The organism is Nitratireductor rhodophyticola, assembly GCF_019891355.1.
Taxonomy (GTDB): domain Bacteria; phylum Pseudomonadota; class Alphaproteobacteria; order Rhizobiales; family Rhizobiaceae; genus Nitratireductor; species Nitratireductor rhodophyticola.
This window is the reverse complement of sequence record NZ_JAHSSF010000004.1, coordinates 574,041-598,615: the sequence shown is the minus strand read 5'-3', so window position 1 is coordinate 598,615 and position 24,575 is coordinate 574,041. Positions and strand designations below refer to the sequence as shown.

At 61.1% G+C, this 24,575-nt stretch carries 20 protein-coding genes; 18 read left to right on the top strand and 2 right to left on the bottom strand.

The window, feature by feature from the left end; translation table 11 throughout:
• Positions 1-23 precede the first annotated feature (23 nt).
• The 5 genes from KUG85_RS18260 to KUG85_RS18240 are packed head-to-tail and all read left to right on the top strand — an operon-like array spanning position 24 to position 4,620.
• Positions 24-905 (top strand): polysaccharide deacetylase family protein, encoded by an 882-nt coding sequence (locus tag KUG85_RS18260; RefSeq protein ID WP_065815952.1) that lies wholly within the window; start codon positions 24-26, stop codon positions 903-905.
• A 46-nt stretch (positions 906-951) separates the two neighbouring features.
• The gene (locus KUG85_RS18255) at positions 952-1,290 is read left to right on the top strand and encodes a hypothetical protein (protein ID WP_025029273.1); all 339 of its coding nucleotides are present in this window, start codon (positions 952-954) and stop codon (positions 1,288-1,290) included.
• A complete protein-coding gene (locus tag KUG85_RS18250) occupies positions 1,287-2,372 on the top strand; it encodes a CobW family GTP-binding protein (protein WP_223006336.1) in 1,086 nt (361 codons plus the stop codon). The genes KUG85_RS18255 and KUG85_RS18250 overlap by 4 nt, the downstream gene beginning before the upstream one ends.
• Before the next feature lie 9 nt (positions 2,373-2,381).
• A complete protein-coding gene (locus KUG85_RS18245) occupies positions 2,382-3,623 on the top strand; it encodes an ABC transporter substrate-binding protein (protein WP_223006335.1) in 1,242 nt (413 codons plus the stop codon).
• Position 3,624: 1 nt separating this feature from the next.
• Complete coding sequence (locus KUG85_RS18240) at positions 3,625-4,620, top strand: asparaginase (protein ID WP_223006334.1); 996 nt, start codon at positions 3,625-3,627, stop codon at positions 4,618-4,620.
• 261 nt (positions 4,621-4,881) lie between these two features.
• Here the strand turns inward: KUG85_RS18240 and capA are convergent, their stop codons facing one another.
• Together capA and capB are read right to left on the bottom strand one after the other, a co-directional pair.
• Positions 4,882-6,960 (bottom strand): caprolactamase subunit alpha, encoded by a 2,079-nt coding sequence (gene capA, locus KUG85_RS18235; protein WP_223006333.1) that lies wholly within the window; start codon positions 6,958-6,960, stop codon positions 4,882-4,884.
• A gap of 27 nt (positions 6,961-6,987) precedes the next feature.
• A complete protein-coding gene (gene capB, locus KUG85_RS18230) occupies positions 6,988-8,772 on the bottom strand; it encodes a caprolactamase subunit beta (protein WP_255606475.1) in 1,785 nt (594 codons plus the stop codon).
• Positions 8,773-8,985: 213 nt separating this feature from the next.
• On the opposite strand from capB, the gene KUG85_RS18225 reads away from it, so the two are divergent.
• The 13 genes from KUG85_RS18225 (at position 8,986) to KUG85_RS18165 (ending at position 24,555) form a co-directional block, all read left to right on the top strand.
• On the top strand, positions 8,986-9,939 hold the full coding sequence (locus KUG85_RS18225; protein WP_223006332.1) for an AraC-like ligand-binding domain-containing protein: 954 nt from the start codon (positions 8,986-8,988) through the stop codon (positions 9,937-9,939).
• 407 nt (positions 9,940-10,346) lie between these two features.
• Positions 10,347-11,435 carry a substrate-binding domain-containing protein gene (locus KUG85_RS18220; RefSeq protein ID WP_223006331.1) on the top strand — a complete coding sequence of 363 codons (1,089 nt, stop codon included), beginning with the start codon at positions 10,347-10,349 and terminating at the stop codon, positions 11,433-11,435.
• A 72-nt stretch (positions 11,436-11,507) separates the two neighbouring features.
• Positions 11,508-12,770 (top strand): Gfo/Idh/MocA family protein, encoded by a 1,263-nt coding sequence (locus KUG85_RS18215; protein WP_223006330.1) that lies wholly within the window; start codon positions 11,508-11,510, stop codon positions 12,768-12,770.
• On the top strand, positions 12,767-14,329 hold the full coding sequence (locus tag KUG85_RS18210) for a hypothetical protein (protein WP_255606474.1): 1,563 nt from the start codon (positions 12,767-12,769) through the stop codon (positions 14,327-14,329). The genes KUG85_RS18215 and KUG85_RS18210 overlap by 4 nt, the downstream gene beginning before the upstream one ends.
• A 77-nt stretch (positions 14,330-14,406) precedes the next feature.
• Positions 14,407-15,672, top strand: coding sequence for an ABC transporter substrate-binding protein (locus tag KUG85_RS18205; protein ID WP_065815941.1), 1,266 nt, complete (start codon positions 14,407-14,409; stop codon positions 15,670-15,672).
• 143 nt (positions 15,673-15,815) lie between these two features.
• On the top strand, positions 15,816-16,691 hold the full coding sequence (locus KUG85_RS18200) for a carbohydrate ABC transporter permease (protein ID WP_223006376.1): 876 nt from the start codon (positions 15,816-15,818) through the stop codon (positions 16,689-16,691).
• Positions 16,688-17,521, top strand: a complete 834-nt coding sequence (locus tag KUG85_RS18195; protein WP_223006329.1) for a carbohydrate ABC transporter permease — start codon at positions 16,688-16,690, stop codon at positions 17,519-17,521. The genes KUG85_RS18200 and KUG85_RS18195 overlap by 4 nt, the downstream gene beginning before the upstream one ends.
• A gap of 3 nt (positions 17,522-17,524) precedes the next feature.
• Entirely contained in the window at positions 17,525-18,556 is a 1,032-nt protein-coding gene (locus tag KUG85_RS18190; protein ID WP_223006328.1) for an ABC transporter ATP-binding protein, read from the top strand.
• Entirely contained in the window at positions 18,553-19,473 is a 921-nt protein-coding gene (locus KUG85_RS18185) for a carbohydrate kinase family protein (RefSeq protein ID WP_223006327.1), read from the top strand. The genes KUG85_RS18190 and KUG85_RS18185 overlap by 4 nt, the downstream gene beginning before the upstream one ends.
• 2 nt (positions 19,474-19,475) lie before the next feature.
• A complete protein-coding gene (locus KUG85_RS18180) occupies positions 19,476-20,927 on the top strand; it encodes a sulfatase family protein (RefSeq protein WP_223006326.1) in 1,452 nt (483 codons plus the stop codon).
• Positions 20,928-21,068: 141 nt separating this feature from the next.
• Positions 21,069-21,662, top strand: coding sequence for an ANTAR domain-containing response regulator (locus tag KUG85_RS18175; protein WP_223006325.1), 594 nt, complete (start codon positions 21,069-21,071; stop codon positions 21,660-21,662).
• A 3-nt stretch (positions 21,663-21,665) separates the two neighbouring features.
• Entirely contained in the window at positions 21,666-22,895 is a 1,230-nt protein-coding gene (locus KUG85_RS18170) for a CmpA/NrtA family ABC transporter substrate-binding protein (RefSeq protein ID WP_223006324.1), read from the top strand.
• 382 nt (positions 22,896-23,277) lie between these two features.
• Positions 23,278-24,555, top strand: a complete 1,278-nt coding sequence (locus KUG85_RS18165; protein WP_223006323.1) for an MFS transporter — start codon at positions 23,278-23,280, stop codon at positions 24,553-24,555.
• The last annotated feature ends 20 nt before the right edge of the window (positions 24,556-24,575 follow it).

Sequence of the window (24,575 nt, the reverse complement as noted above, 5' to 3'; positions counted from 1 at the left end):
ACCGCAACAAGGGAGATTTGAAAATGGCAAAAGAGATTCTGGTCGGCTTCGGCATCGATGTCGACGCCGTCGCGGGCTGGCTCGGTTCCTACGGCGGCGAGGATTCTCCCGACGATATTTCGCGCGGAATGTTTGCCGGCGAAGTCGGTTCGCCGCGCCTGTTGAAACTATTCGACCGCCTGGGTCTGCGCACCACCTGGTTCATCCCCGGCCACTCCGTGGAAACCTTCCCCGAACAGATGAAGGCTGTGGCCGATGCGGGCCACGAGATCGGCATCCATGGCTATAGCCATGAAAATCCGATCGCCATGACACCGGAGCAGGAAGAAGAGGTGCTCGACAAGGCAATCGACCTCATCACCAGCCTCTCGGGCAAGCGCCCGACCGGCTACGTGGCGCCCTGGTGGGAGTTCTCGAACGTCACCAACGAACTGCTCTTGAAGAAGGGAATCAAATACGACCACTCGCTGATGCACAACGATTTCACGCCCTACTATGTGCGGGTTGGCGACAAGTGGACGAAAATCGACTATTCCGCCAGGCCCTCGGACTGGATGAAGCCGCTCGAACGTGGAGCGGAGACGGACCTGATCGAGATTCCGGCCAACTGGTATCTCGATGACCTTCCGCCCATGATGTTCATCAAGAAGTCGCCGAACAGCCACGGCTTCGTGAATCCTCGCCATCTGGAGGAGATGTGGCGCGATCAGTTCGACTGGGTTTACCGCGAAATGGACTATGCGGTCTTCCCCATCACCATCCATCCGGATGTTTCGGGCCGCCCGCAGGTGCTCCTGATGCTGGAACGCCTCTACGAGCACATGAAGTCGCATGAGGGTGTCCGTTTCGTGACGATGGACGAGATGGCGGATGATTTCGCCAAGCGCAATCCGCGTAAAAAATAGGCGGGCCGGGGCGGTTCGCCGCCCCGCTCCTTCCGGGAGGAAACCCATGTGTTCTCTTTGCGGCGTTCTTGGATGCGACGATCACTGGACCAGCGCCATCGCGCGACCCGGGATCTATACACGCAATACCGACCGGCTCGCTCGCCGGCGCGAGGCCGCCAACCGCATCAGGCTTGCCAATGCGCTGCTTGAGCCCAGTCGGCTGAAGATCGCTGAATGGCAAGGCGCGTCCTATGTGCTGTCGAGCCCGACGGGCCGGACCCAGGTTTTCGAGAGCCTCGCCCATCTGTGGCCAGAGGTCGAGGCCATGACGGCGCGCGCGCTCGATCCGCTCGACCCCGATTTTCTGGAACGGCTGAAACAGCGCATTGAGGCAGCGCCATGACCGCTGAACCGCGCTCGGCCAATCTGACACCCGTCAACTTTCTCACCGGCTTTCTGGGTTCGGGCAAGACGACGCTTCTCCAGCGCCTCCTTGCCGATCCAGCCATGGCGAATGCCGCCGTGCTGATCAACGAGTTCGGCGAGGTGGGCCTCGATCATCATCTGCTTGACCGCATCGATGACAATGTCGTTCTGCTCAAATCGGGTTGCCTGTGCTGCACGGTGCGCGGCGAAGTCGCCGATGCGCTGCAAAAGCTCGATTCCCAGCGCGGCCGGGGTGAAATTCCCTGGTTCGACCGCGTGGTCATTGAGACGACGGGACTGGCCGATCCGTTTCCCGCGCTCTCCACCATCCAGTCGCACCCGGTTCTGCGCAGTCATTTCGCGATCGCAAATGTCGTGGTCACGGTGGATGCGGTGAACGGTTCCCGCCAGATCGACGAACGGCTGGAGGCCGTGCGGCAGGTGGGAGCGGCGGATGTGATCGTCATCACCAAAACCGATATGGGCGAGGCGACCGATACCGACGCATTGCTGGAAAAACTGAACCGGCTCAATCCATCCGCGCGCCGGGTGATCGCGCAGGAGGCGAGTGCCGACGATTTTCTCGTCGATGCTTCAGCCGAACGCAGCGAGGAATGGCTGAGCGAGGCGCTTTCTCTCTCCGAAGAATTCGCAGCACCCGTTCATCATCACCATCATGAGGAAGAGGGGAATCATGGCCACGCGCATTCCTCCGTGCGCTCCTTTTCCATGGTGATCGAGGAACGGATCGACTGGACCGGCTTCGGCATGTGGCTGACCATGCTGCTCAATCGCCATGGCGACCGGGTCTTCCGCGTCAAGGGCATCCTTGATATCGAAGGGGAGGAGCGTCCGGTGGCGATTCACGGCGTGCAGCGTCTGGTCCACCCGCCGGTTCATATGTCCGCCTGGCCGGATCGTCGCCGCCAGTCACGCATCGTGTTCATCGTCGACGGGCTGGACCCGGCGCGCATCGAAGAGTCGTTTCATGTATTCAATCGCCTGTCGGAAAAGGTGCTTGCTCAGGGCGGCACACTCGCCCTTCGCAGGGCGAGTTAGGGGCCGCGCGTGACTAGGCCGGCTGCTCCTTCAGTGCATGTGCGCAAGCCCCAGCCGCTCCGCGTCCTGTGCACGGAGATCACCCCCTATCGCCAGCTTCAGGAGCGTGCCGAGAGCGACCTCGGGTTCGAACTGATCTTCGAGCAGCATGATTTCGTGACCGCGCAGCGCATTGCCGCGACCGAGCCTGAGCGCTACGACGTCTACGATCAGTGCTTCCACAACCTCGATATCGTCTGGCACTGGCGCGCGGTTCAGAAGATCGATCTCGAGCGTATCGAGCTCTGGAGCGAGGTCAACGATCTTACCAAGAAGGGCTGCATCAATGCGTCGGCGCCGCTCGGCTTAGGCGATGCGCCCGTCACGCGGCTTTATGTGCAACAGGACAATTCGCTCTCTTCCACCCCGTCGCCGCATATCTCCATGCTGCCGACGGTGCACAATTTCGATTCCTTCGGTGTGAACGAGACGGCTACCGGCGTCGATGTCGATTCGGAGGTGCGCTCCTGGGCCGAGCTTCTGCATCCGCGTTGGAAAGGCCATGTCGCCATCGTCGATGAGCCGGCAATCGGCATTTTCGATATCGCGCTTGCCGCGCGCGCGGCCAACCGGATGAGCTTCAAGGACCTGGGCAATATGAGCGTCGATGAGATCGATCAACTCATCGATCTTGCCCTGTCGCTGAAGCGCAAGGGACATTTCACCTCTTTCTGGCGCACCACGCAGGAAGCCACCTTGATGATGGAGCGGGGTGATGTCTGGATCGCAAGCATGTGGTCGCCAAGCGCGGTGCAGCTCAAGAGCCGGCATCTGCGCACCCGCCAGGCGGTGCCGGTCGAGGGCTATCGCGCCTGGCACGGCGGCCTTTGTCTCGCGCGCCATCTGGAAGGTCACCGGCTCGACCAGGGGTATGCCTATCTCAACTGGTTCATTTCCGGTTGGGCAGGCGCCGTGGTCGCCCGGCAGGGCTATTATATGCCCGTGCCCGAGCGGGTTCGCGAGCATCTGAAGCCCGAGGAGTGGGATTACTGGTATGACGGCAAGGAGGCGCGCAGCTCCCTGTGCGGTCCGGACGGCAACACGGCCATCCTGCCCGGCGCTTCCCGCTCCGGCGGCTCCTACTGGAACCGCGCTTCGCATATCGCGCTCTGGAACACCACGATGGACGAACACAATTATCTGGTTCGCCGCTGGGCCGAGCTGGTGAAAGAACCGACCGAAAGAAACGGATTTCTGCGGAACGCGTCCTGACATGAGCAACATCAGACTGATCACCACGGGGGGCACCATCGCCTCCAGCCGCAAGGAAGGCTCCGACCGGGTCGTCGCAAATGTCAGCGGCGCGGAACTGAAGTCGCGCCTGCACGATCCCCTCGAAGGTATCGGCATCAATGTCGACGATTTCTGCTCGGTCGGCAGTTTTGCGTTCGACCTGCCGCTGGCGTTTGCGCTGGCCAAGCACATCGACGAGGCGCTGGCTTCGGACGATTGCGATGGTGTTGTCGTCACCCACGGAACCGATACGATGGAGGAAAGCTGCTACATGGCCGACCTCATCGTCGGCAGTGACAAGCCGGTGGTCTTCACCGGTGCACAGCGCCATGCGGGCGATCCCGATACGGATGGGCCGCGCAACATTGCTGAAGCCGTGCGCGTTGCAGCCTCTCCTGCGGCGCGCGGGATCGGCGCCATGATCGTCTTCGAGCAGGACATTCATGCCGGCCGCGATGTGACCAAGGCGCACACGTCCAGGGTCGATACCTTCCGCTCCAGTTCCTATGGCAAGCTGGGCGAGGTGGATGGTGAGAATGTCTTCATCTACCGCCGCCCCGCGCAACGTTTCCACGCGAAGGTGGAACGCATTGTGCCGGAGGTGGAGCTGATGAAGCTCGCCATGGGTTCCTCGCCGGCCTTTCTGAATTTTGCCGTCGAACAGGGCGCGCGTGCCATCGTCGTGGAGGCGTTCGGGCGCGGCAATGCGCCGAACGGTTTTGCCGAGGCGATAGCCTCCATCGTCGAGAACGGCATCCCCGTCATCATCGCCTCGCGTTGTCACGAGGGGCGCACCCGGCCCATCTATGGCGGCGGCAGCGGCGGCAAGGACCTGGCCGATGCCGGCGTGATCTTCTCCGGCGATCTCAGCGGCCTGAAAGCCCGCATACTGGCGTCGGTCCTGTTGGGGCGCGGTGCGGGGCCCGAGGACTTCCGCCGCGAATTCAAGAAGGCGGCGGGTGTGCATTCGGGCTGAGCCACACCTTTTGCCCGAGCTGCCCGGCGCCCTTCGCACCCCACGGCACCGGAGAGCAACGCCCCTCATCCTCACCTTCTCCCCGCATGCGGGGAAAATGGGGCCTCGGCGTTTGCGCACCGCTCCACCCGCCTCACCAACTAGAAGCTCGGAATTGGCGACGGCTTCCTTCTCTCCCCATGCGGGGAGAAGGTCCCGGCAGGGGGATGAGGGGCGGGCGCCCCCTATCGCTTCATCCTTTCGCGGAAGCGCTGCTCCGCCCTATCGTTGCGCCGAGATCACGTAGGAGCCGCCTTCGTGCAGCACAGCCGTCCAGCCGGGTTCGACGACGATGGTGGTCGTGACCTCCTCAATGATGGCCGGCCCCTCGATACGGTCCCCGGCGCCGAGCTTGCGCCCGTCATAAACCGGGGTGCGGGTATGCTCCCCCTCGCGCGAGAAGATTGCCATGCGTGTGCCCTTGAGTGCGCCGTCCGCTCCGCCGCCTGAGGAAAGGCGGGCGTCGCTGGGCTTGTCGACGATGCCGTAGAGCGTGCTCTCGATGTTCACCACCTCGACCGTATTCTTCGGTTCGCTGTAGGTGTAGAGCTGCTCGTGCCGGCGATGGAAGGCGTCCTTCAACCGTTCGACGGTCTGCGCGTCGATGTCGAATGTTTCCACATCCACCGTGCATTCATGCACCTGTCCCACATAGCGCATTTCAAGGCTGCGCGTGATGCGGATGCGGTCATCGGCAAAACCGTCCTTGTGGAGGTGCTCGCGGCCTTCCTGTTCGATCTGGCGGAAAAGGGCATTCACCCGCTCATAGGCCTCCTCATTGTCGAGGCGCACGGGGCAGGTGGCCATGTGATTGTATTTCACGTCGGAGATAATCTGCCCGAAGGCACACAGGCCCGAGGCGAGCTTCGGCACGATGATGCGGTCGATACCCATCTCGCGTGCAATGGCCGTGATATGGGCACCGGTCGCCCCGCCGGCGCAAACCAGGACAAAGTCACGCGGATCGTAGCCGCGTTCGATGGAGACGCGGCGGATGCCGTTGACCATGTTGGCGTTGACGATGGTGAACATGCCATAGGCGGCCTTCTCCAGGCTGAGCCCGAGAGGCTCGGCGATCCTGCTGCGGATGGCGTTCTCTGCCTTGGTCTTGTCGAGCGGCAGCCGCCCGCCGACGAGCCCGTCCGGATTGAGATAGCCGAGCACCAGGTTCACATCCGTCGTGGTCGGCTCTACCCCGCCCCGCCCGTAGCAGGCGGGTCCCGGGTCGGAACCGGCACTCTGCGGCCCCATCTGCAGGAGACCCATATCGTCGATCCAGCCGATGGAGCCGCCGCCGGCTCCCAGCGTTTCCACCTGGATCATCGGAACCCCGATCCGGTAGCGCAGGAAATCGATATTCTTGTTGAGGTTGGTAACGCCTTCATAGGTCAGCGTGATGTCGAACGAAGTGCCCCCCATGTCGACGGTGATGACGTTCTTCTCGTCGAACGGCTCTGTCACATGCAGGCCGGCGCGCGGCGCGGAGGCTGGACCCGAATTGATGGCATAGACTGAACGGTCGGCCACCACATCGCCCGTGGCGAGCCCTCCATTGGACTGGAAATAGCGCACCGGCGCCCTGGCGCCGAGCGAACGGAAATAGGCGTCGACCGCAGTCACGTAGTTTTTCAGGATCGGCGCCAGATAGGCATTGGTGATGGCCGTGGAGGTGCGGGTGTATTCGCGCACCTGCGGATAGAGTTCCGAGCCGATGGTGACGAGCGCATCGGGCATCATCTCGCGTACGATCTCCGCTGCCCGCCTTTCATGATCCGGGTGGAGCACCGACCAGACGAAGGAGATCGCGACCGTCTCGATCCCTTCTTCGATGAAGTTCCGGCAGGCCGCCCGCACATCCTCCTCTTCCATGGGCGTGCGCACAGTGCCGTTCGACAGGACGCGTTCGCGCACGCCCTTGCGCAGATTGCGCGGCACCAGCATCACCGCCGGCGGATATTCCGCGTCATAGCGATATCCGTCTTCCTTGTGGCCGTTGCGGATTTCGATGGAATCCTCGTGTCCCGCTGTGCAGATCAGCCCGGTGCGCGCGCCCTTGTGCTGGATCAGCGCGTTGAGGCCGACCGTCGTGCCGTTGATGCACAGGTCGCAATTGGGGATGATCTCCTCCAGCGCTACACCCAGATCCTCGGCGATCAGCGCCAGCCCGTTGCGGATGGCAAGCGTCGGGTCTGCGGGCGTGGAAAGCGTCTTGTAGAGCCGGCTTCCGCCAGCCTGTTCCGCCAGAACGAAATCTGTGAAGGTGCCGCCGGCGTCGATGCCGAGCCTGTATTTGCTGTTCATGGTCTTGTCCTTGAAATGGGGAAGGGATCAGGCCGCGCGCAGCTTGCGCGTCGCTTCCAGATCGACCTTCAGTGACTTTTCGTCCTCGATAACGACACCGTAGTCGCGCCGGGCGCCCTCCAGCGAGACGAGCCCCAGCCTGATGTCGGCGACCACCTTCTCGACCGGCCGCTTCCTGGGGTCTCCATAGCCGCCGCCGCCCGGGTTCATATTGGTCACGGTCTCGCCCGGCTTGATGACGCCGATCGTGTTGTTTCGGATGGTCTCGACCTTGCCGTCGCGCTTGAGTTCGAGACGCCCGACCTTGGTTTCGGTCATTTCCGATTCCGCACCGGCTGCCCCAAGTGCCGGTATGCGGCGTCCTTCGCCGAACATGATGAAGGTCATGTCGCTATCGAGCGGCTCCACCTCCCAGGCCGTTCCGGACCCGCCGCGGTAGAGTCCCGCACCGCCGCTGTCGGTCATCAGCGAATAACGATGGATGACGATAGGATAGGAATGTTCGAGCAGTTCCACGTCGCCAGAGGTCAGTGCGCCGAAACAGCATTCGGGTCCGCAGGCGTGCCAGCCGTCCTGTTGCGGCGTCGCGCCGGCACCCGAAATGATGGTGGCGAGCACCATCGTCACATACTCTTCGTCGTGGCGCCTGTCCCAGCCGGCGATATTGAGGCCGTTGGCGTGCCCCCATGAGGCGGCGACCTTCGAGGGCATGGCCTTCTCGAAGGCAAGGCGCACCGCGTCGGTCAGGGTTTCCATGGGCGTTGTCGTGCAGTTCATGTGCGGCGCCGGTTCCTTGGCGTTGCACAGCGTGCCCTTCGGTCCCATGTTCACGCTCACGCAGCGATAAAGCCCTTCATTGTAGGGGGGCGGAAGCTGGGCGAACATCATCAGGCCGAGATAGACGCCCGAATAGGAATTGCCCTCGTAGGAATTGATGAAATAGGGCACCTGCGGCGGGCTCGAAATCTCGATATGGCAATTGTCTTCCTTGATGGTGACTTTCGCCGTGATGTCGAAATCGCCGAAGCCGTGCCCGGCATCCTCGAGAACGGCGGTTCCTTCATAAGTCCCGTCGGGCACGGAGCGGATCAGCGTGCGCATCTGCCGCTCCGCCATCACCAGAAGCTCCTCGATACAGGCGTCCACCTGCTCCTTGCCGTATTTGTCGAGCATGCGGATGAGATTGCGCTCGCCCACCTGGCAGGCGCCGATCAGCGCGTTGAAATCGCCTTCCTGGTCGCGGCGCGCGCGCATATTGGTCAGAAGCAGGTTGAGCACGTCGTTGCGCGGCTTGCCCCTGTCCCAGATCTTGACCGGTGGAATGCGCAGGCATTCGGCGTAGATTTCCTTGGCATCGGGATTGTAGCCGGCCGGGACCGGTCCGCCGATATCCGTCAAATGCCCTTTGCAGACCGTCCAGTAGACAAGCTCGCCCTTGTAGAAGACGGGCTTGTACATGCATGTGTCGATGGCGTGGCTACCGCCATAGGCGGGGTCGTTGTGCAGGATCAGATCGCCCTCATGGATGTCGTCGCCGAAATAGGCCGACACGACCTTCATCGCCGGAATGAGCGACCCCAGATGGATCGGAATGTCCTGCCCCTGCAGGATCATTTCGGGCGTCGCGTTGAAGAGCGCCGTCGAATAGTCATGCGCCAGGTTGAAGACGCTGGAGCGCGCCGTCTTCTCCAGCGAAAGCGTCATCTCGCGCTGTGTGGTTTCGAGAATTCCGCGCACCACGGAAAGCGTGATCGGATCCACGCCGCTTCCCGATGCCTGCTTTTGTTTCTTGACGATCTGTTCCATCCTCATGCCTTTCGCGGACGCATGGAATCCGCCGTGCGGGCACGAGCCTCCTCCATGTCGTTCCTGTTTGTTTTTTTGTTCCTCGGCAACAGTAGGAACGGGAAGCCGCGCATGTCTTTGCGCGTCAGTGCGGGATATATTGTCGCCCAGTGCACTGGGCCGGCACCGCGTTTGTGCGCCGGCTTTTTCTATCCTATCCTGCGATGAGGAGATTGCCGGATGAGGACGCTGATATCGACAAGCGGAGTTGATCCTGCAAATCGCAGTGTGCACTGGCACAGCGCGATAGCGCAGGCCTATTTCCCTCTCGACCTGCACTTCCTTGAGCCGGACCGGTTCGGCGGTCGGCTGGAGGAGTGGTCGCTGGGCGGCGTGTCGTTGTCACGCCTGCGCTCCGAAGCGCTTTCCTATCACCGCCATCCCCACCATCTCACCTGCGACGAGCAGGAGCACCTCCTCATCACCATTCCGATGAAAACGGAGGTCTTTTTCTCCCAGTCGGGGCGCGAGGTTTATTGCAAGCCGGGCGGCTATATCATCGAGCGCAGCCATGAACCCTATGAGTTCAGCTATGGCGAGCGCGCCGACCTTTGGGTGATGAAGGTCGAGGCTTCCGCGCTTGGCGGCCGCATCCGCTCGCCCGACCGCTTCTGCGGCATGCAATTCACGGCACGTGGCGGCATCTCCGGCCTGTTCGTGGATATGCTTCATCACATCCCCCAGCGCTTTGAGGCGATGAACGAGGAAACCCGTGCTGCGGTGGGATTGCAACTGGTCGATCTTCTGGCGCTGTCGATCCATGCGGACGAACGCACGCTCACCTCGGGCGGGTCGTCCGTGCGCGCGGCGCATCTGAGCCGCGTGGAACATTTCGTCCGCGCCAACCTTCACCGGCGAGAACTCGATCCCGATCTCATTGCGCGCTGCTGCGGCATCTCCGTCCGTTATCTGCATGAGCTCTTCCGCGATACCGAGCGCACACTCGGCCAATGGGTGCGCGACCTGCGTATCGAGGCGGTGAAGGCGGACCTGCGTGCGCGGGGAACGAAGATGTCCGTTGCTGAGATCTGCTTCAGACGTGGTTTCGGCGACGTCGCCCACTTCTCGCGCCTGTTCAAGCAGCAGGTCGGTTGCTCTCCCGGCGAATATCGCCGGAAGATGATGTTTTCCTGAAATCTGGACCGCGTGCCGCCCGATGCGGCGGCAAAACAAGGTGATGGAGAGGGTCAGCGTTTCCGCGGACCGGTGAGCCGGCCCAGGTGTTTGACCCCAGAGTTTGATGTTGCGGTCTTCTCAGTGACGCTGAAAACCCGCAGTCCATCTGGCAGAGGATGAACGTCCTTGATTTCGTCTATTTCAGCGGGAGAGCCTCAGCGGTGCCACGCCTGGGCGCGCTGCTTGGTTGAGGTTGCGCCGTGGCTCCTTGCCATCCGGTGCGGACCGGACGTATGAGATCTTGTAATGCGATCTGTGTGCAGCGGAGCGTATTCCCGGGTTTGCTTGCTTAGACCGGATGACAACACGCGGATTGCACGCATTTGCACATTGATTTGAGTTTATATTAAGTTCATACTCAAGCAATGCAGAAATCCACGGCCTCCAAGCTGAAATCCCTGTCCGAATGGCTCGACATCAGGATCGCCGAGTCCGATCCGGGGGATCACCTGCCGACCGTCCGTGAGATGATGCGCCGCTTCTCGACGGCGCAGCGCACGGTGGAACGCGCCTTGCAGCCTTATCTTGAGAAGGGGTGCATCCGAGCACGCCCCGGTGCCGGCATCATTGTCTGCGACCCCCGATCCGAGGACGATCGGGAAGCATGGGAAGGGGATCTGCTTGTCCTTTACCGCGTCTCGGACAGCAGGATTGCCCGCAATGTATTGCAGGAGGTCGAGCAGCGGCTGAAGCAGCGAAATATCAGCGTTCTGCAGATCGGCTACTCGACCGAGGAACAGGCCCTCTCGGTTCTTGGCAAGATTGGAAGCTTCAAGACCTGTCTTTTGCAGGTGCATTTCGAGGTGCTCTCGATCGAGTTTCTTGCCGCACTTCGCAAGCATGTGAGAAGCATTGTCATCGACGGTGTCTCGGCAACGGGCATCGACGCGGACGCCGTCGGGACGAATTGGCGCGAGGCGCTTTCGGTGGCGTTTCATGTGCTGCGTGACAATGGGCACGAGCGCATCGCCTTTCTCACTTCAGCCCACCAGGCGCGCCAGATTGCCATGGCTCGGCGCGAATACCTGCTTTTGTGCAGATCCTTGCCGTCACCGCGGTCAGAATGGCTGATCGAAATCGACAAGCTGCCCGGCGGATACAGTGTCGCAGACATCCAGAATGCCCTTGCCCAGCAGTGCCAGGAGGATGGCAGTCTGCCTTTCACGGCGCTGATCGTCTGGGGTGTCACGGAAGGGTTCATGCTCGAGCGGGCAATTCATGAGCTGGGGGCGCCCGTGCGCGACAATCTTAGCGTCGTCATGTTGGGAAGTACCGACTTCGCCTCCGAGCACCTCAATCGCTTTGACGTCGTCGGCAATGCCAATGCCGAGAAGTTCGACCTGTTCGAGACCCTGCTCGCCGACCGTGTCGCGTTTCGAGACCGGGAGCCTGAAACCCACTATCTCGAAATCAGCTACAAGCCGCATGGCAGCATCATTCCAATTGATTTCTGAGTACAAGATATATTGTACTGATTATTGTACTCAAATAAATTCCTCTCGCAATCTGGAGGAGCGAGAGAAAGCATGGATGTGGGGAGCCCGCACAGCACGGTAGGGGTGTCGATAATCGGAGCGGGTGAGCGCGGCGTTTACTTCGTCGGAACGCGCATGGCCGAAATCGCTGCAGAGACGGGCTTCCGGATCGTGGGTGTCCATGACGCGCTGCCTGATCGCGCGCGGTTCGCCGCCGAGCATCTCGATGCGATCTATGCGAGTTGCGGCATCGATCATCGGGTCCGGGTCTTCGATGATCTGGATGAGGCCGTCGGCACCGTTGCCGTGAACCTGGTTCTGGTGACCACGCACACCGATGCGCATCGCAGACCGGTGGAGGCGGCGATCGCGGCCGGAAAGCGTGTCTATCTCGACAAGCCCATTTCCGTGACGCTGGACGACGCGCTCGCCATCCGCGAGGCGGAAGAGCGCGCCGGTTCCTCGATCATGATGGGCTTCACCCGTCGTTATGAGCGACCGTGGATTGAAGCTGCCCGTCTTGCGCACACTGGCGCGATCGGCGATCCGCAGATGGTTCTTTTGCGCTCGGTGATACCTTATACGCGATATCTGCAGCTCTGGCATCGCGACAATGCGCGCTCTGGCGGTGCGCTCAACGACAAGGGCTCCCATCACTTCGATGTGCTGAACTGGATTGCGGGCGCACCGGCGGTTTCCGTTTCCGCCGTGGGCGGTCGCAGTTCGATATTCACGCCCGATCCGGATGCGCCGGCACGGTGCAGCGAGTGCGACCGCACATGCCCCTATCGTCGGCATGAGACGCTGGTGGATCGTTTCGAGGGTGTCGGGCGGGTGGCGAACCCCAGTTGGTCCCGCGCACGCAATATCGAACATCGCAATGACAATTGCGTCTATCTGCCGGGGTCCGACATAGACGATCACGCGGTGGTCAGCGTGCGCTACGCAAATGGAATGAGCGCGTGCCTGTTCTTCGCAATCTTCGGTCCCTGGGCGGAGGATCAGGAAACACTTGAAATCGTTGGCTCCACCGGGCGTCTGCGCATGGAGCGGCACTCGGGCGAAATCGACCTGGTGGCCGATCATGGCCATCGGCGCGAAACGATCTGCTTTCAGGACCCGGACCGCGGATCGACACATTTCGGCGCCGATCTCCAACTTGTCCGCACACTTCGTCGTTTCTACGGTGGCGAAAAGCCTCCGGTCGGCGTCGCCGAGGGCGTGGCGTCTCTACGCATGGTTCTGGCCGCGCAGAAGTCGCTCCGCGAAAACGGACAGCCCATCAATCCGCAAACCCTTGAGGCTGTGCAGTGAAAAACCTGCCCGACCATATGATGCCGCTGGCCGTCTCGCTCGGTGTCGTGCCGCTTTACGGCGACATTCACAATCACTGTGCGATGTCGTATGGGCACGGACGCCTCGAAGATGCACTGGCGCGTGCCCGGCTTCAACTCGATTTCGTGTCCGTTACGGGACACGCCGCCTGGCCCGACATGCCGGTTGATGTGCCGGAAGTCGCGCATATCGTCGATTTTCACGTCAAGGGGTTCGCCCGGCTGCGCGAAATATGGCCGGATCACTTCGCCACCCTGAAACGATTTGAGGAAAACGGGGTTTTCAGCGTTTTTCCCGGTTACGAGATACACTCCTGCGCCTATGGCGATCAGACCATCGTTTATGCGGATCTGGACGTCGCCGATCTGCAGCTTGCCGACAGCCCGGCGGAGCTTCGTGAAACCCTCCACCGGGCAAAGGCCGCCCGTGCGCTGGCGTTCCCGCATCACATCGGCTACCGGCGGGGTGCGCGCGGCATCGACTGGAACGCATTCGAACCGTCGCTTTCCCCATTTGTGGAAATGTACTCGATGCATGGCTGCGCCGAGACGTCCGAAACATCCCGTGGCTATCTCCATTCGATGGGGCCGGTCGACGGGCGCTCGACAATGGAAGCCGGGCTTGCCGCCGGGCATGTCTTCGGCATTGTCGGCAACACCGATCACCACAGCGGCTTCCCCGGATCCTATGGCCATGGTCGCATGGGGCTCTATGCGCAGGGCCGCGACCGCGAGTCGATCTGGGCGGGTATGCGGGCACGCCAGACCAATGCCCTGACCGGAGACAGCATCCATTTGCTCACGGCCATCGGCAATACCATCCAGGGCGGTATCGCGGCCCCTCAGGACGATGCGCAACTTGCCATCGAAGCGGTTGGCGGCGGCGCGGTGGACACCATAGATATCGTCCGCAATGGAAGGCTCTGGCAGCGCATTACACCGTCGCTTGCGCCGGCGCCGATCGTGCCCGAGCGCGATGGCGTCATGGAGACCATTCTGCACCTCGAATTGGGCTGGGGCGCCCGCGGGACATCGCATCGCTGGCTGGGCGAAGTAGCGCTCGAGGGCGGTGATATTCTCAGGGTGGAGCCCCGTTTTCGCGGACAGGAGATCGTTTCGCCTCTGGAAGGTGAAGACGCCGCGCACCCCCTGCCGCATATTTCGTTCGAAGGTGGTGTTGTTCGCTTTGAGGTTACTGCCGAGGCGAATCCCAACAATGTCACGCCGGCCACGCAAGGGGTCGCCCTGCATATTCGCTCCGCACCCGATGCAAATATCCGCGCCCGGTTGGCGGGACAGGATATCGCGGTTCGTGTCGAGCGCCTTCTTGAGGGTGCGCTCAGCGGCAACCTCGGCGCCATCGACAGCCCGGCTTATCGCTTTCACGCCCTACCGCGGCCTCATGAATGGCAATGGGGAGGCACGGTGGAGCTTGGAAAATTCACGGATGGCGAAAATGTCTATGTGCGATTGCGTCAGGCCAACGGGCAGATGGCCTGGGCGTCGCCCGTGTTTTGCCGAATGCGCGGCAGTGCATGAGGAGGCGTTTCGTCCGACCGGTGCAGACCAGCCGGAAAGCAAGAAGACAGGTGGGAACAAATCAAGGGAGAGATACCATGAAGTCATTGAAGACATTGGCGACGGCCATCATAGGCAGTTCGCTGCTGATGTATTCGGCCAGTGCCGCAGAGCTCAATATCGTCCACGGTGCCATCGGCAAGGACAATGAGGTTTTGCGCGCGGAACTCGACCGGTTCGAGGAGCAGACTGGCCACACGGTCAACATTGTTTCAATGCCCGAATCCACCACTGATCAATTTGGCCAATACAAGCTCTGGCTTGCCGCTCAGTCGAGCGACATCGACGTTTACCGCATTGACGTGATCGGTGCGCCGCAGATTGCGGAACATTTCATCGACCTGAAAGAGCACACCAAGGACATCATCGGGGATTTCGTTCCAGCCGCGGTGGAATCGCAGACCGTGGGTGACAAGCTGGTTGCATTGCCCATGTTCCTGGGCGCTCCCGCGCTTTACTATCGCAAAGACCTTTTGGAAAAGTACAACGAACCGGTGCCAAAAACCTGGCAGCAGATGACCGAAACCGCCAGGCGCATCATGAATGCCGAGCGCGAGGCCGGGAATTCCGACATCTGGGGTTTCGTGTTTCAGGGTGCCGCCTATGAGGGGCTGACCTGCAACGCGCAAGAGTGGATCGCCAGCTTTGGCGGGGGCCGGATTGTCGAAACGGATGGTTCCGTCGGGATCAACAACCCCAAAGCGGTCCAAGCACTCGAGCTTGCCAAATCGTGGATTGGCAGCATCGCGCCTGAGGGCGTGCTGAATTACAAGGAAGAAGATGCCCGCGGCCTGTTCCAATCCGGCAATGCCGTGTTCATGCGCAACTGGAACTATGCATATGCGCTGGCTGCCGGCGATGACTCACCCGTCAAGGACAAGTTCGCGGTAACCACGCTGCCGGTCGGCGCAGAAGGTGAGAAGTCGGCTGCCACCCTGGGTGGCTGGCATCTGGGGGTCTCCAAATATTCAAAATACCCCGAAGAAGCCATCGAACTGGTGCGCTTTCTGAACAATTACGACAATCAGAAAGAGCGTGCGATCATCACCTCGCGACCGCCAACGCTTAACGCGGTCTATGCCGATACAGAAGTGGGCGAAGCACAGGAGTTCATCCCGCTGTGGAAACCGGTCGTCGACAACGCTCTGCCGCGCCCGTCTGCTGCAACCAAGCGCAAATACAACGAAGTGTCTTCGGAGTTCTGGACGGCGGTTCACAACACGTTGTCCGGCGACGGATCGGCTGAGCAGAACCTGCGCAAGCTGGAAGCCCGGCTCAACCGCCTGCGCGGTTCCGCCTGGTAAGAAGCAATCCGCGCTGCGTCATCCCGCTTGGGCAGGCGTAGCGCGGTTTCCGAAATGGAGGATCGGAACACGTGGCGAGCAATGCCGGCATATCAACGCTTTCCAGGCAACGGATTCTTTCGGCCTGGCTGTTTCTCACGCCGATGCTGCTCGTACTGGCGTCCGTTGCGGCCTATCCGCTCATCCGCACGGTCTATTTCGGTTTCACCGATGCATCGATCGACCTTATCGGGCAGGCGCAATGGGTCGGGTTCCGCAACTATCTCGAGTATCTGGACTATGGTGACGGGGAAGGTGAGTATTTCGGTCTCCTGGTGGATGCCGACTGGTGGCGCGCCGTCTGGAATACACTGCGCTTCACCGTCATTTCCGTTTTCTTCGAAACCGTTTTCGGACTGGTGATCGCACTGGTTCTCAATCGCGAATTTCGCGGACGAAGCCTCGTCCGCGCTGCGGTTCTCATCCCCTGGGCAATTCCAACCATCGTTTCGGCGAAAATGTGGGCATGGATGATGCATGATCAGTTCGGCATCCTGAACGATATGCTGCTCCGCCTGCACATCATCGCCGAGCCGATTGCCTGGACGGCATCGCCCGATACGGCCATGCTCGCCGTTCTCATCGTGGATGTGTGGAAGACCACGCCCTTCATGGCGTTGCTCATTCTGGCCGGGTTGCAGATGGTGCCTGGCGACATCTATGAGGCTGCGCGCCTGGATGGCGTCGGTCCTGTAAGGCTGTTCCGCCGCGTTACCTGGCCGCTCATCATGCCCGCCGTCCTGGTCGCCATCGTTTTCCGCGCCCTCGACGCATTGCGCGTCTTCGACATCATCTATGTGCTGACGCCAAACAATGAGCGCACGCGCACCATGTCGGTCTTTGCGCGCGATAATCTGTTCGACTTTGACAAGTTCGCTTACGGGTCGGCCGCTTCGACGCTGCTTTTTCTCATCATTGCCCTTCTGACCATCAGCTTCATCTGGGCGACGCGCATGAATGTGGAGGCTGACGAGCGATGACCTGGTCCGGATGGATAAAGACAGGTGCATTCTATGTGCTGGTGGGCGTGATCGTCCTGCAGGCGGTGTTTCCCTTCTACTACGCGATCCTCACTTCGCTGGAATCGGGACAATCGATTTTTGAGGTCAACTATCTGCCAGAGGCGGCTTCGCTGGCGAACTACTGGAGCATGATTTCAGATGGCGTCTTCGGAAAGCAGATCCTGAACTCCGTTTTCGTCGCGACGGTGGTGGTGTTTATTTCCCTCTTTCTGGCTGTCACTGCCGCTTATGCGCTGAGCCGTATCCGCTTCCGCGGTCGCGGTCTGCTGCTTTTGACCATCCTCTCGGTTTCCATGTTTCCGCAAATCGCGGTTCTTTCGGGTTTGTTCGAGGTGATCCGGGCCCTTGGTCTGTTCAACTCGCTCTGGTCGCTCGTTTTCTCCTACATGATCTTCACGCTTCCGTTCACGGTCTGGGTGCTTACCACTTTCATGCGCAAGATGCCGGTGGAGATCGAGGAGGCGGCCATCGTCGACGGAGCGTCCTCATTCACGATCATCTGGCGCATTTTCCTGCCGCTCATGTGGCCTGCCATGGTCACCACCGGCCTGCTGGCCTTCATCCACGCGTGGAACGAGTTTTTGTTCGCGCTCACATTCCTGTCGACCGATTCCCAGCGCACCGTCCCGGTCGCCATCGCACTCATCTCCGGCCTCAGTGAATTCGAAATTCCCTGGGGCAACATCATGGCGGCATCGGTCATCGTCACCCTGCCGCTTGTGGTGCTCGTTCTCATTTTCCAGCGAAAGATCGTTTCCGGCCTCACCGCCGGGGCGGTCAAGGGGTAAACCATGGCTTCTGTCGAACTCAGATCGGTTGAAAAATCCTTCGGCAGTGTCGAAGTGCTACACGATATCAATCTGTCGCTGGAAAAAGGCGAATTCATCGTATTCGTTGGCCCCTCCGGCTGTGGCAAATCCACCCTTTTGCGCCTGATCGCCGGTCTGGAAGACATCACCAGGGGCGAGCTTTTCATCGATGGGACGTGTGTGAATTCCGTGGTGCCGGCCAAGCGCGGTATCTCTATGGTCTTCCAGTCCTATGCGCTCTATCCGCACATGAACGTTTACGACAACATGGCGTTCGGTCTGGAGCAGGCGCGGCTTTCCAAACCGGAGATCGACCGCCGTGTGCGGGAAGCGGCGAGCATGCTTCAGATCGAGCAATATCTTGACCGCAAGCCCAAGCAGCTATCCGGCGGGCAACGCCAGCGCGTTGCGATCGGTCGTGCCATCACCCGTCAGCCGAAAGTGTTTTTGTTTGACGAGCCATTGTCGAATCTCGACGCCGCTCTGCGGGTCGATACGCGCATTGAAATCGCCCGTCTGCACGAACGCCTTGCAGGCACGACGATGGTTTACGTCACCCATGACCAGATCGAGGCGATGACGCTGGCGGACCGCATTGTGGTTCTCAATGCCGGGCGGGTTGAACAGGTCGGCACGCCACTCGAGCTTTATGAAAAGCCCGCCAGCCGGTTCGTCGCTGGGTTCATAGGCTCGCCCAGAATGAATTTCATAGAAGGAGATGAACCGATTGCTGCCGGCGCCCACGCGATTGGCGTTCGTCCGGAGCATCTGGATGTCTCACGCACCGAGGGTCGCTGGAAGGGGACTGTCGTTCTGGTGGAGAAGCTCGGCAGCGACACCTTCATCCACGTCGCCACTGAAAAGTCGGGCATGATCAACGCCAGAGCGGTCGGCAATCACGGCTTCCAGGCTGGCGACACGGTCTTTCTCACGCCGCGGGCAGGCAGCATCCATCTCTTCAACGAAGACGGCAAGCCAATCGACCGGCAATTGGTGCAAGGGGAACTGGAATGAGCGTGCGTACGATATTTGTCATCGGCAACGCAAATCTCGATCTCGTCACAGGCTGCATCGATGAATGGCCGGAGCCGGGGACGGAAATCTTTTTGCCTCAATCGGATTTTCGAACCGGGGGATCGGCCGCCAACACCGCGCTGGCCCTTAAGCGATTGCAACACCCTTGTGGGTTTCTCTCCGCAATCGGCAGTGATCCTGCAGGTCAGATGATCGCACAGCAGTTCGATGGTCCGCTCGACAGCGTTAGGGCACTGCCTGCGCGCACCAGCATTTCCGTGGGCATCTTGCACGCCGGCGCGGAGCGCACCTTCTTCTCCACCAACGGCCATCTGGACCATCTCGACCTGCCGTTCTTTGAGCGGGTGACAGAGAATGTGGATGTATCAACCGGTCTGGCGCTGGTCAGTGGTGCCTTCACCATGCCCGCATTGTTGCCTGACCACGACGCATTGCTTCGGTCTCTAAAGGGCCGGGGGGCGGAAACCGCGATCGATCCCGGCTGGCCCGGGGAGGGGTGGACCCCAGAGGCGCGCAACCAGGCCAAGGAATGGCTCCAACATTCCGATCATATTCTTCTCAATGAGAAAGAAACCATCGGCCTCGCCGCCGCGGAGACGCTGGCGCAGGCATTGCCCTGGTTCACAGCGCGGTTGCGACCAGCAACCCGGCTCATCGTCAAGCGTGGGGCGGAAGGCGCGCTTTGTCTGTGCGATGGGGCGGTCACAGAATGTGGAGCGCGTGACCTTTCCGTCTTCGACACGGTCGGAGCAGGGGACGCATTCAATGCAGGTTATTTGCATGCCGTCGCGGGTGGCGCTTCCATTCGCTCAGCGCTTGCCTGCGGCATTGATGTGGCCGGCCGGGTCATTTCGGAGTTTCCCCGCTCTTCTTCTCCTCTGGCGCCTGCGGCATAACCATGGCGCGGAATGTCCTCCTCCTTATCGCCGACGACCTCGGTCGCATGCTCGGCTGCTATGGCGAGAAGGCGGTCACAACGCCGCACATTGATGCGCTGGCAGCCGCCGGGACACGGTTTGACATGGCTTTCACGTCGACGGCATCCTGCAGCGCCAGCCGTTCAGTGATCTATACGGGCCTTCACACCCATGAGAACGGTCAATACGGCCTGCATCATGACAATCATCACTTCATGACCTTCGATCATGTCGAAACGGCGCCGGCTCTCTTCAACCGGCTCGGCCATCTGACGGGCATCATTGGCAAAATCCACGTGGGGCCGCCAAGCGTTTATCCCTGGTCGGTGCGCGAAGAGAGCGCGACCCGAAACATCGGATGGGTGGCCCGCCGGGCGGAGACGTTTTTCCAGCGGGCCAAGCGCGAGGACCGGCCCTTTTTCCTGACAATTGGGTTTGTTGACCCGCACCGCGACATGACCCGCGGCGGTTTTGGCAATGAGGAGGAACTCGATCCGGACGTCGAGCGGCGGCAATACGCGCCGGAGAAGGTTACAGTGCCACCTTTCCTGCCGGATATCGAAGAGGTTCGCCGGGAATTATCGGCCTATTACAGCTCGGTGCACAGGCTCGATCAGGGGGTGGGACGCGTGCTTGCCGCCCTCCGGGCGGCGGGTCTTGCCGATGACACGCTCGTTTGTTTTCTGAGCGACAATGGTGCCCCGTTTCTGAATTCCAAAACGACCTTATACGACGCGGGCGTTCATCTGCCGCTGATCATGCGCGTTCCAGGTCGCCAGGGCGGGGTGGCCAATCCAAACCTTGTGTCCTTCGCCGATGTGCTGCCGACCTTTCTGGACTGGGCGGGCTGGCAGGGTGGGGAGGGTGCGCGCCGCGGCCGCTCGGTGCTGCCCATTCTGGAAGAAACAGCGCTCCTGCCGGACTGGCAGATCGTGTTCGGTTCGCACACATTCCATGAGATCACCAATTACTGGCCGACGCGCTTCCTGCGCACTCCCCGCTACAAATATCACCGCAATGTCGCCTGGAAACTGGACTTTCCCTTTTCGGGCGATCTGTATGGATCGCTGTCCTGGGAAGGCATGCGAAACCGGTCACCGGTTATGATCGGGCAGCGTTCACTGGAGAACTATATCCATCGCCCAGCGGAAGAGCTTTACGATCTGAAGGCCGATCCCGACGAGGTTCACAATCTCGCAGACGATCCCGATCACATGGAACGCCTCTCCGACCTGCGCACGCGCATGGAACGCTGGCAGCGGGAGACGGGCGACGCATGGCTCTTCCGCGACGGCGTTTCAGTTCGTGCGGTGTCGCACCATCTGCAACAGGGGCTCCTTCTTCCCGACCGGTTCGACTTCGATGTGACGCAACCTGGCGGAGGAGATCCGAAGCGCTCTACGAGCGCACCGGTGGGTGGCCTTAAGGATTAGTCCTGCTCTGAAATTCCTACTGTCCCTCCTGCCCCCGCCATCGATCTGCCGACGGCCTGGCAGGTCGGGGCCCGAAGGCGGGTCGTGATTTCCCTCGTATCTTGCATTGCACAATTCGAACGCATACGCGAAAAATGCAGCATGACGGCCAAGCAGCTATCGATCCTGGTCATTGACGAGAACACGATCCGCGCCTCGATCATTGAGGCGGGACTGCGTGAGGCCGGTCATGAGCAGGTGACCCTGGTTCATGATGTCCACGCCATCGCCCGCCGGGTCAGTGAAGTGCAGCCGGACGTCATCGTCATCGACCTGGAAAATCCCAATCGCGACATGCTCGAAAACATGTTCAACCTCTCGCGCGCCGTGAAGCGGCCGATTGCGATGTTCGTCGACCGGTCCGACCAGGCCGCCATCGAGGCGGCGGTCGATGCCGGCGTGTCGGCCTATGTGGTCGATGGGCTAAGGCAGGAAAGGGTGAAGCCAATCCTCGACATGGCAATCAGCCGGTTCAACGCGTTCTCGCGTATGGAGCGCGAGCTGGAGGATGCCCGCAACGAGCTCGAATCCCGCAAGATCGTCGAAAAAGCCAAGGGAATCCTCATGCGCTCCAAGGGGTTCTCGGAGGACGAGGCCTACCAGCGTCTGCGGCGCGCGGCGATGGACCAGAACCGCAAGATTTCGGAGATCGCGCAGAGCCTGATCACCGCATCCGAACTGCTTGGAGGAGGATAGGACGTGAGCGCCAGCGATTCCATAACTGCCGGCTTCCTCCCGCTCCTCGACAGCGCCATTCTCGTTGCCGCGCGCGAAAAGGGATTTACGGAGGAAGAGGACATTGCACTGACGCTGGTGCGCGAGACGTCCTGGGCGAACATCCGCGACCGTGTAGCCGTCGGGCATTTCGAGATGGCACATATGCTGGCGCCGATGCCCATCGCCGCCAATCTCGGCCTGACGCCCATGCGGCTCGATCTGCTTGCGCCGATGTCGCTCGGCCTCGGCGGCAATGCGGTCACCGTCAGCGCAAAGCTGTGGGCGGCGATGGCCGGGGAAGGGGCGACAGGGCCCGACGATCCGGCAGCGGCCGGCGCCGCCCTGCGCGCGGTGATCGAACGCCGGCGCAGAAAAGGCGAAGACACGCTTCGGTTCGGTGTGGTCCATCCCCATTCAGGGCACAATTTCGAACTTCGCTACTGGCTTGCTGCCTGCGGCATCGATCCCGAGCGGGATATGGAGATCCTCATCGTTCCGCCTCCTTTGACGGCGGATGCGATGGCTGCCGGCCGCATCGATGGCTTTTGTGTGGGTGAGCCGTGGAACAGCGTGGCTGTGTCCGCCGGCCTTGCGCACATCGCCACGACGAAGGCGGCGATCTGGCGGTCGAGCCCCGAAAAGGTTCTGGGTGTGCGCCAGGACTGGGCGAGGGAGCATGGTTCGGTGCTCGCGCGGCTTCTGCGGGCGTTGCACCGCGCGTCCATCTGGTGCGGCGCAGCCGACAACCATGAAGAGCTCGCCGATCTCCTGTCGGCCCCCGCCTATCTCAATCAGCCCGCCGCGCTGCTGCGCGGGGCGCTCGATGGAGAGCTGGAAACCGGTGGCGGGACGCGGCGGTTTCCCGATTTTTTCGTGCCCTCGCAGAAGGCGGCGATCTTCCCCTGGCAGAGCCACGCGCTCTGGTTCTACTCTCAGATGGTGCGCTGGGGGCAGGTGCCGCACAGCGCTGAAAACGCTGAGACGGCGCGGCGGTCGTTCCGCCCCGACATCTACCGTGCCGCGCTCAGGCCGCTCGGCGTGCCGCTGCCCTCCGCCAGCATGAAGGTGGAAGGCGCGCTGAGCGTGCCCACCCCCGTCGGCGTTTCGGCCGGACAGCTTGTTCTTGGCCCGGATGGCTTTTTCGATGGCGCGGTCTTCGATCCCACGCGTCTCGACGCCTATATCGCCAGCCAGCGACCTGCCTTTCGATAGCCTCTCAGAGGATGGATTATAATTTAGGCACATCCCTTGTTTGCCTATTTTGAGTGCATCGCGACGCTGAATTAGACAGGATTCTGCTGCACGTGCGAAGGGGTGCTCTCTTTCTGATTTTTCCTAACTATCTAGAAATAAAGAGAAAAGATCGTTTTTAGTGAAACTGGCATGGATGATGCATTGCGGTAAGCGGGTCCAGAGGGGACACCAAAGATAAGAATGCGTCCAACGACGGGCGCTTGAGGCAAGGCTGCCAGACGGTCGGTTCGCACCCGCTTAGCGGGGCGTGACGGACAGTCGGGCAGCCTTTTTCTTTTGTGTCTTCTCTATCGAAAGCCATGCCTCTCATGAGGCTCAAGCAGTTGGATTGGAAAAGCCGATGACCGCATTGCAGCCAGCCACGCCGACGCAAGAGACGACACCGCGCCGCGCGCTCACCATGTCCACCATAGCTTTCACGGTCTGCTTTGCCGTGTGGACGATCTTTTCCATCATCGGCATCCGCCTCAAGGAGGAACTGGGACTGAGCGAAACCCAGTTCGGCCTGCTCGTCGGTACGCCGATCCTGACCGGATCGCTCGTCCGCATGATCCTCGGGATCTGGACGGATCGCTACGGCGGTCGCCTCGTTTACATGGCAACCATGCTGACGGCGGCGGCCGCGACCGTTCTCCTGTCGTTCGCGCACACCTATACGATGGTTCTGCTTGCAGCGCTGGGCGTGGGCGTGGCGGGCGGCTCCTTCGCCGTGGGCGTGGCATATGTCTCGCGTTTTTTCCCGGCTGAAAAGCAGGGTACGGCGCTTGGCATCTTCGGCGTCGGAAATGTCGGCGCGGCGCTGACGAAATTCGTCGCGCCATTCGTGATGGTGGCCTGGGGCTGGGAGACCGTCGCGCAGTTGTGGGCAGCGGTCCTCGTGGTCATGGCGCTGGTGTTCTGGTTCACCACGAGCGACGATCCGGTGACCCGGGCTCAACGCTCGGGGCAGATCAAGCGCCGCAGCTTCGCCTCCGAATTCGAGCCGCTGAAGAACGTTCAGGTCTGGCGCTTCTCGCTCTACTACTTCTTTGTCTTCGGTGCATTCGTGGCGCTCGCCCTCTGGCTGCCGCGCTACGTGATCGGAGTCTATGGCTTTGATATCAAGACCGCCGGCCTCATCGGCGCTGCCTATTCGCTGCCCGCCTCGGTATTTCGTGCCTATGGCGGCGCTCTCTCCGACAGGGCCGGCGCGCGCACGGTGATGTACTGGACCTTCGCGGTCTCCGCAGCATGCACGCTCATCCTGTCTATACCGGCGGCCGATTATGTCGTGCAGGGCATCGAAGGTCCCAAAACCTTTCAATTCGCGGTCGGCCCGTGGGCCTTTATAGCGCTGGTCTTCGTCCTTGGTTTCTTCATGAGCCTCGGCAAGGCCGCCGTCTACAAGCACATCCCGGTCTATTACCCAGAGAATGTGGGCGCGGTCGGCGGCATGGTCGGCATGATCGGCGGTCTCGGTGGCTTCATCCTGCCGTTGCTGTTCGGCTACCTGAACGATGTCACCGGCCTCTGGACAAGCTGTTTCATGGCTCTCTTCGTCATCGTCGCCTTTTCCATCGGCTGGATGCACCTCGCCATCCGCAGGATGGAACGCCGGGCCGCCCTGCAGCCGGCATGAAAGCACATCCTGAGAAACCG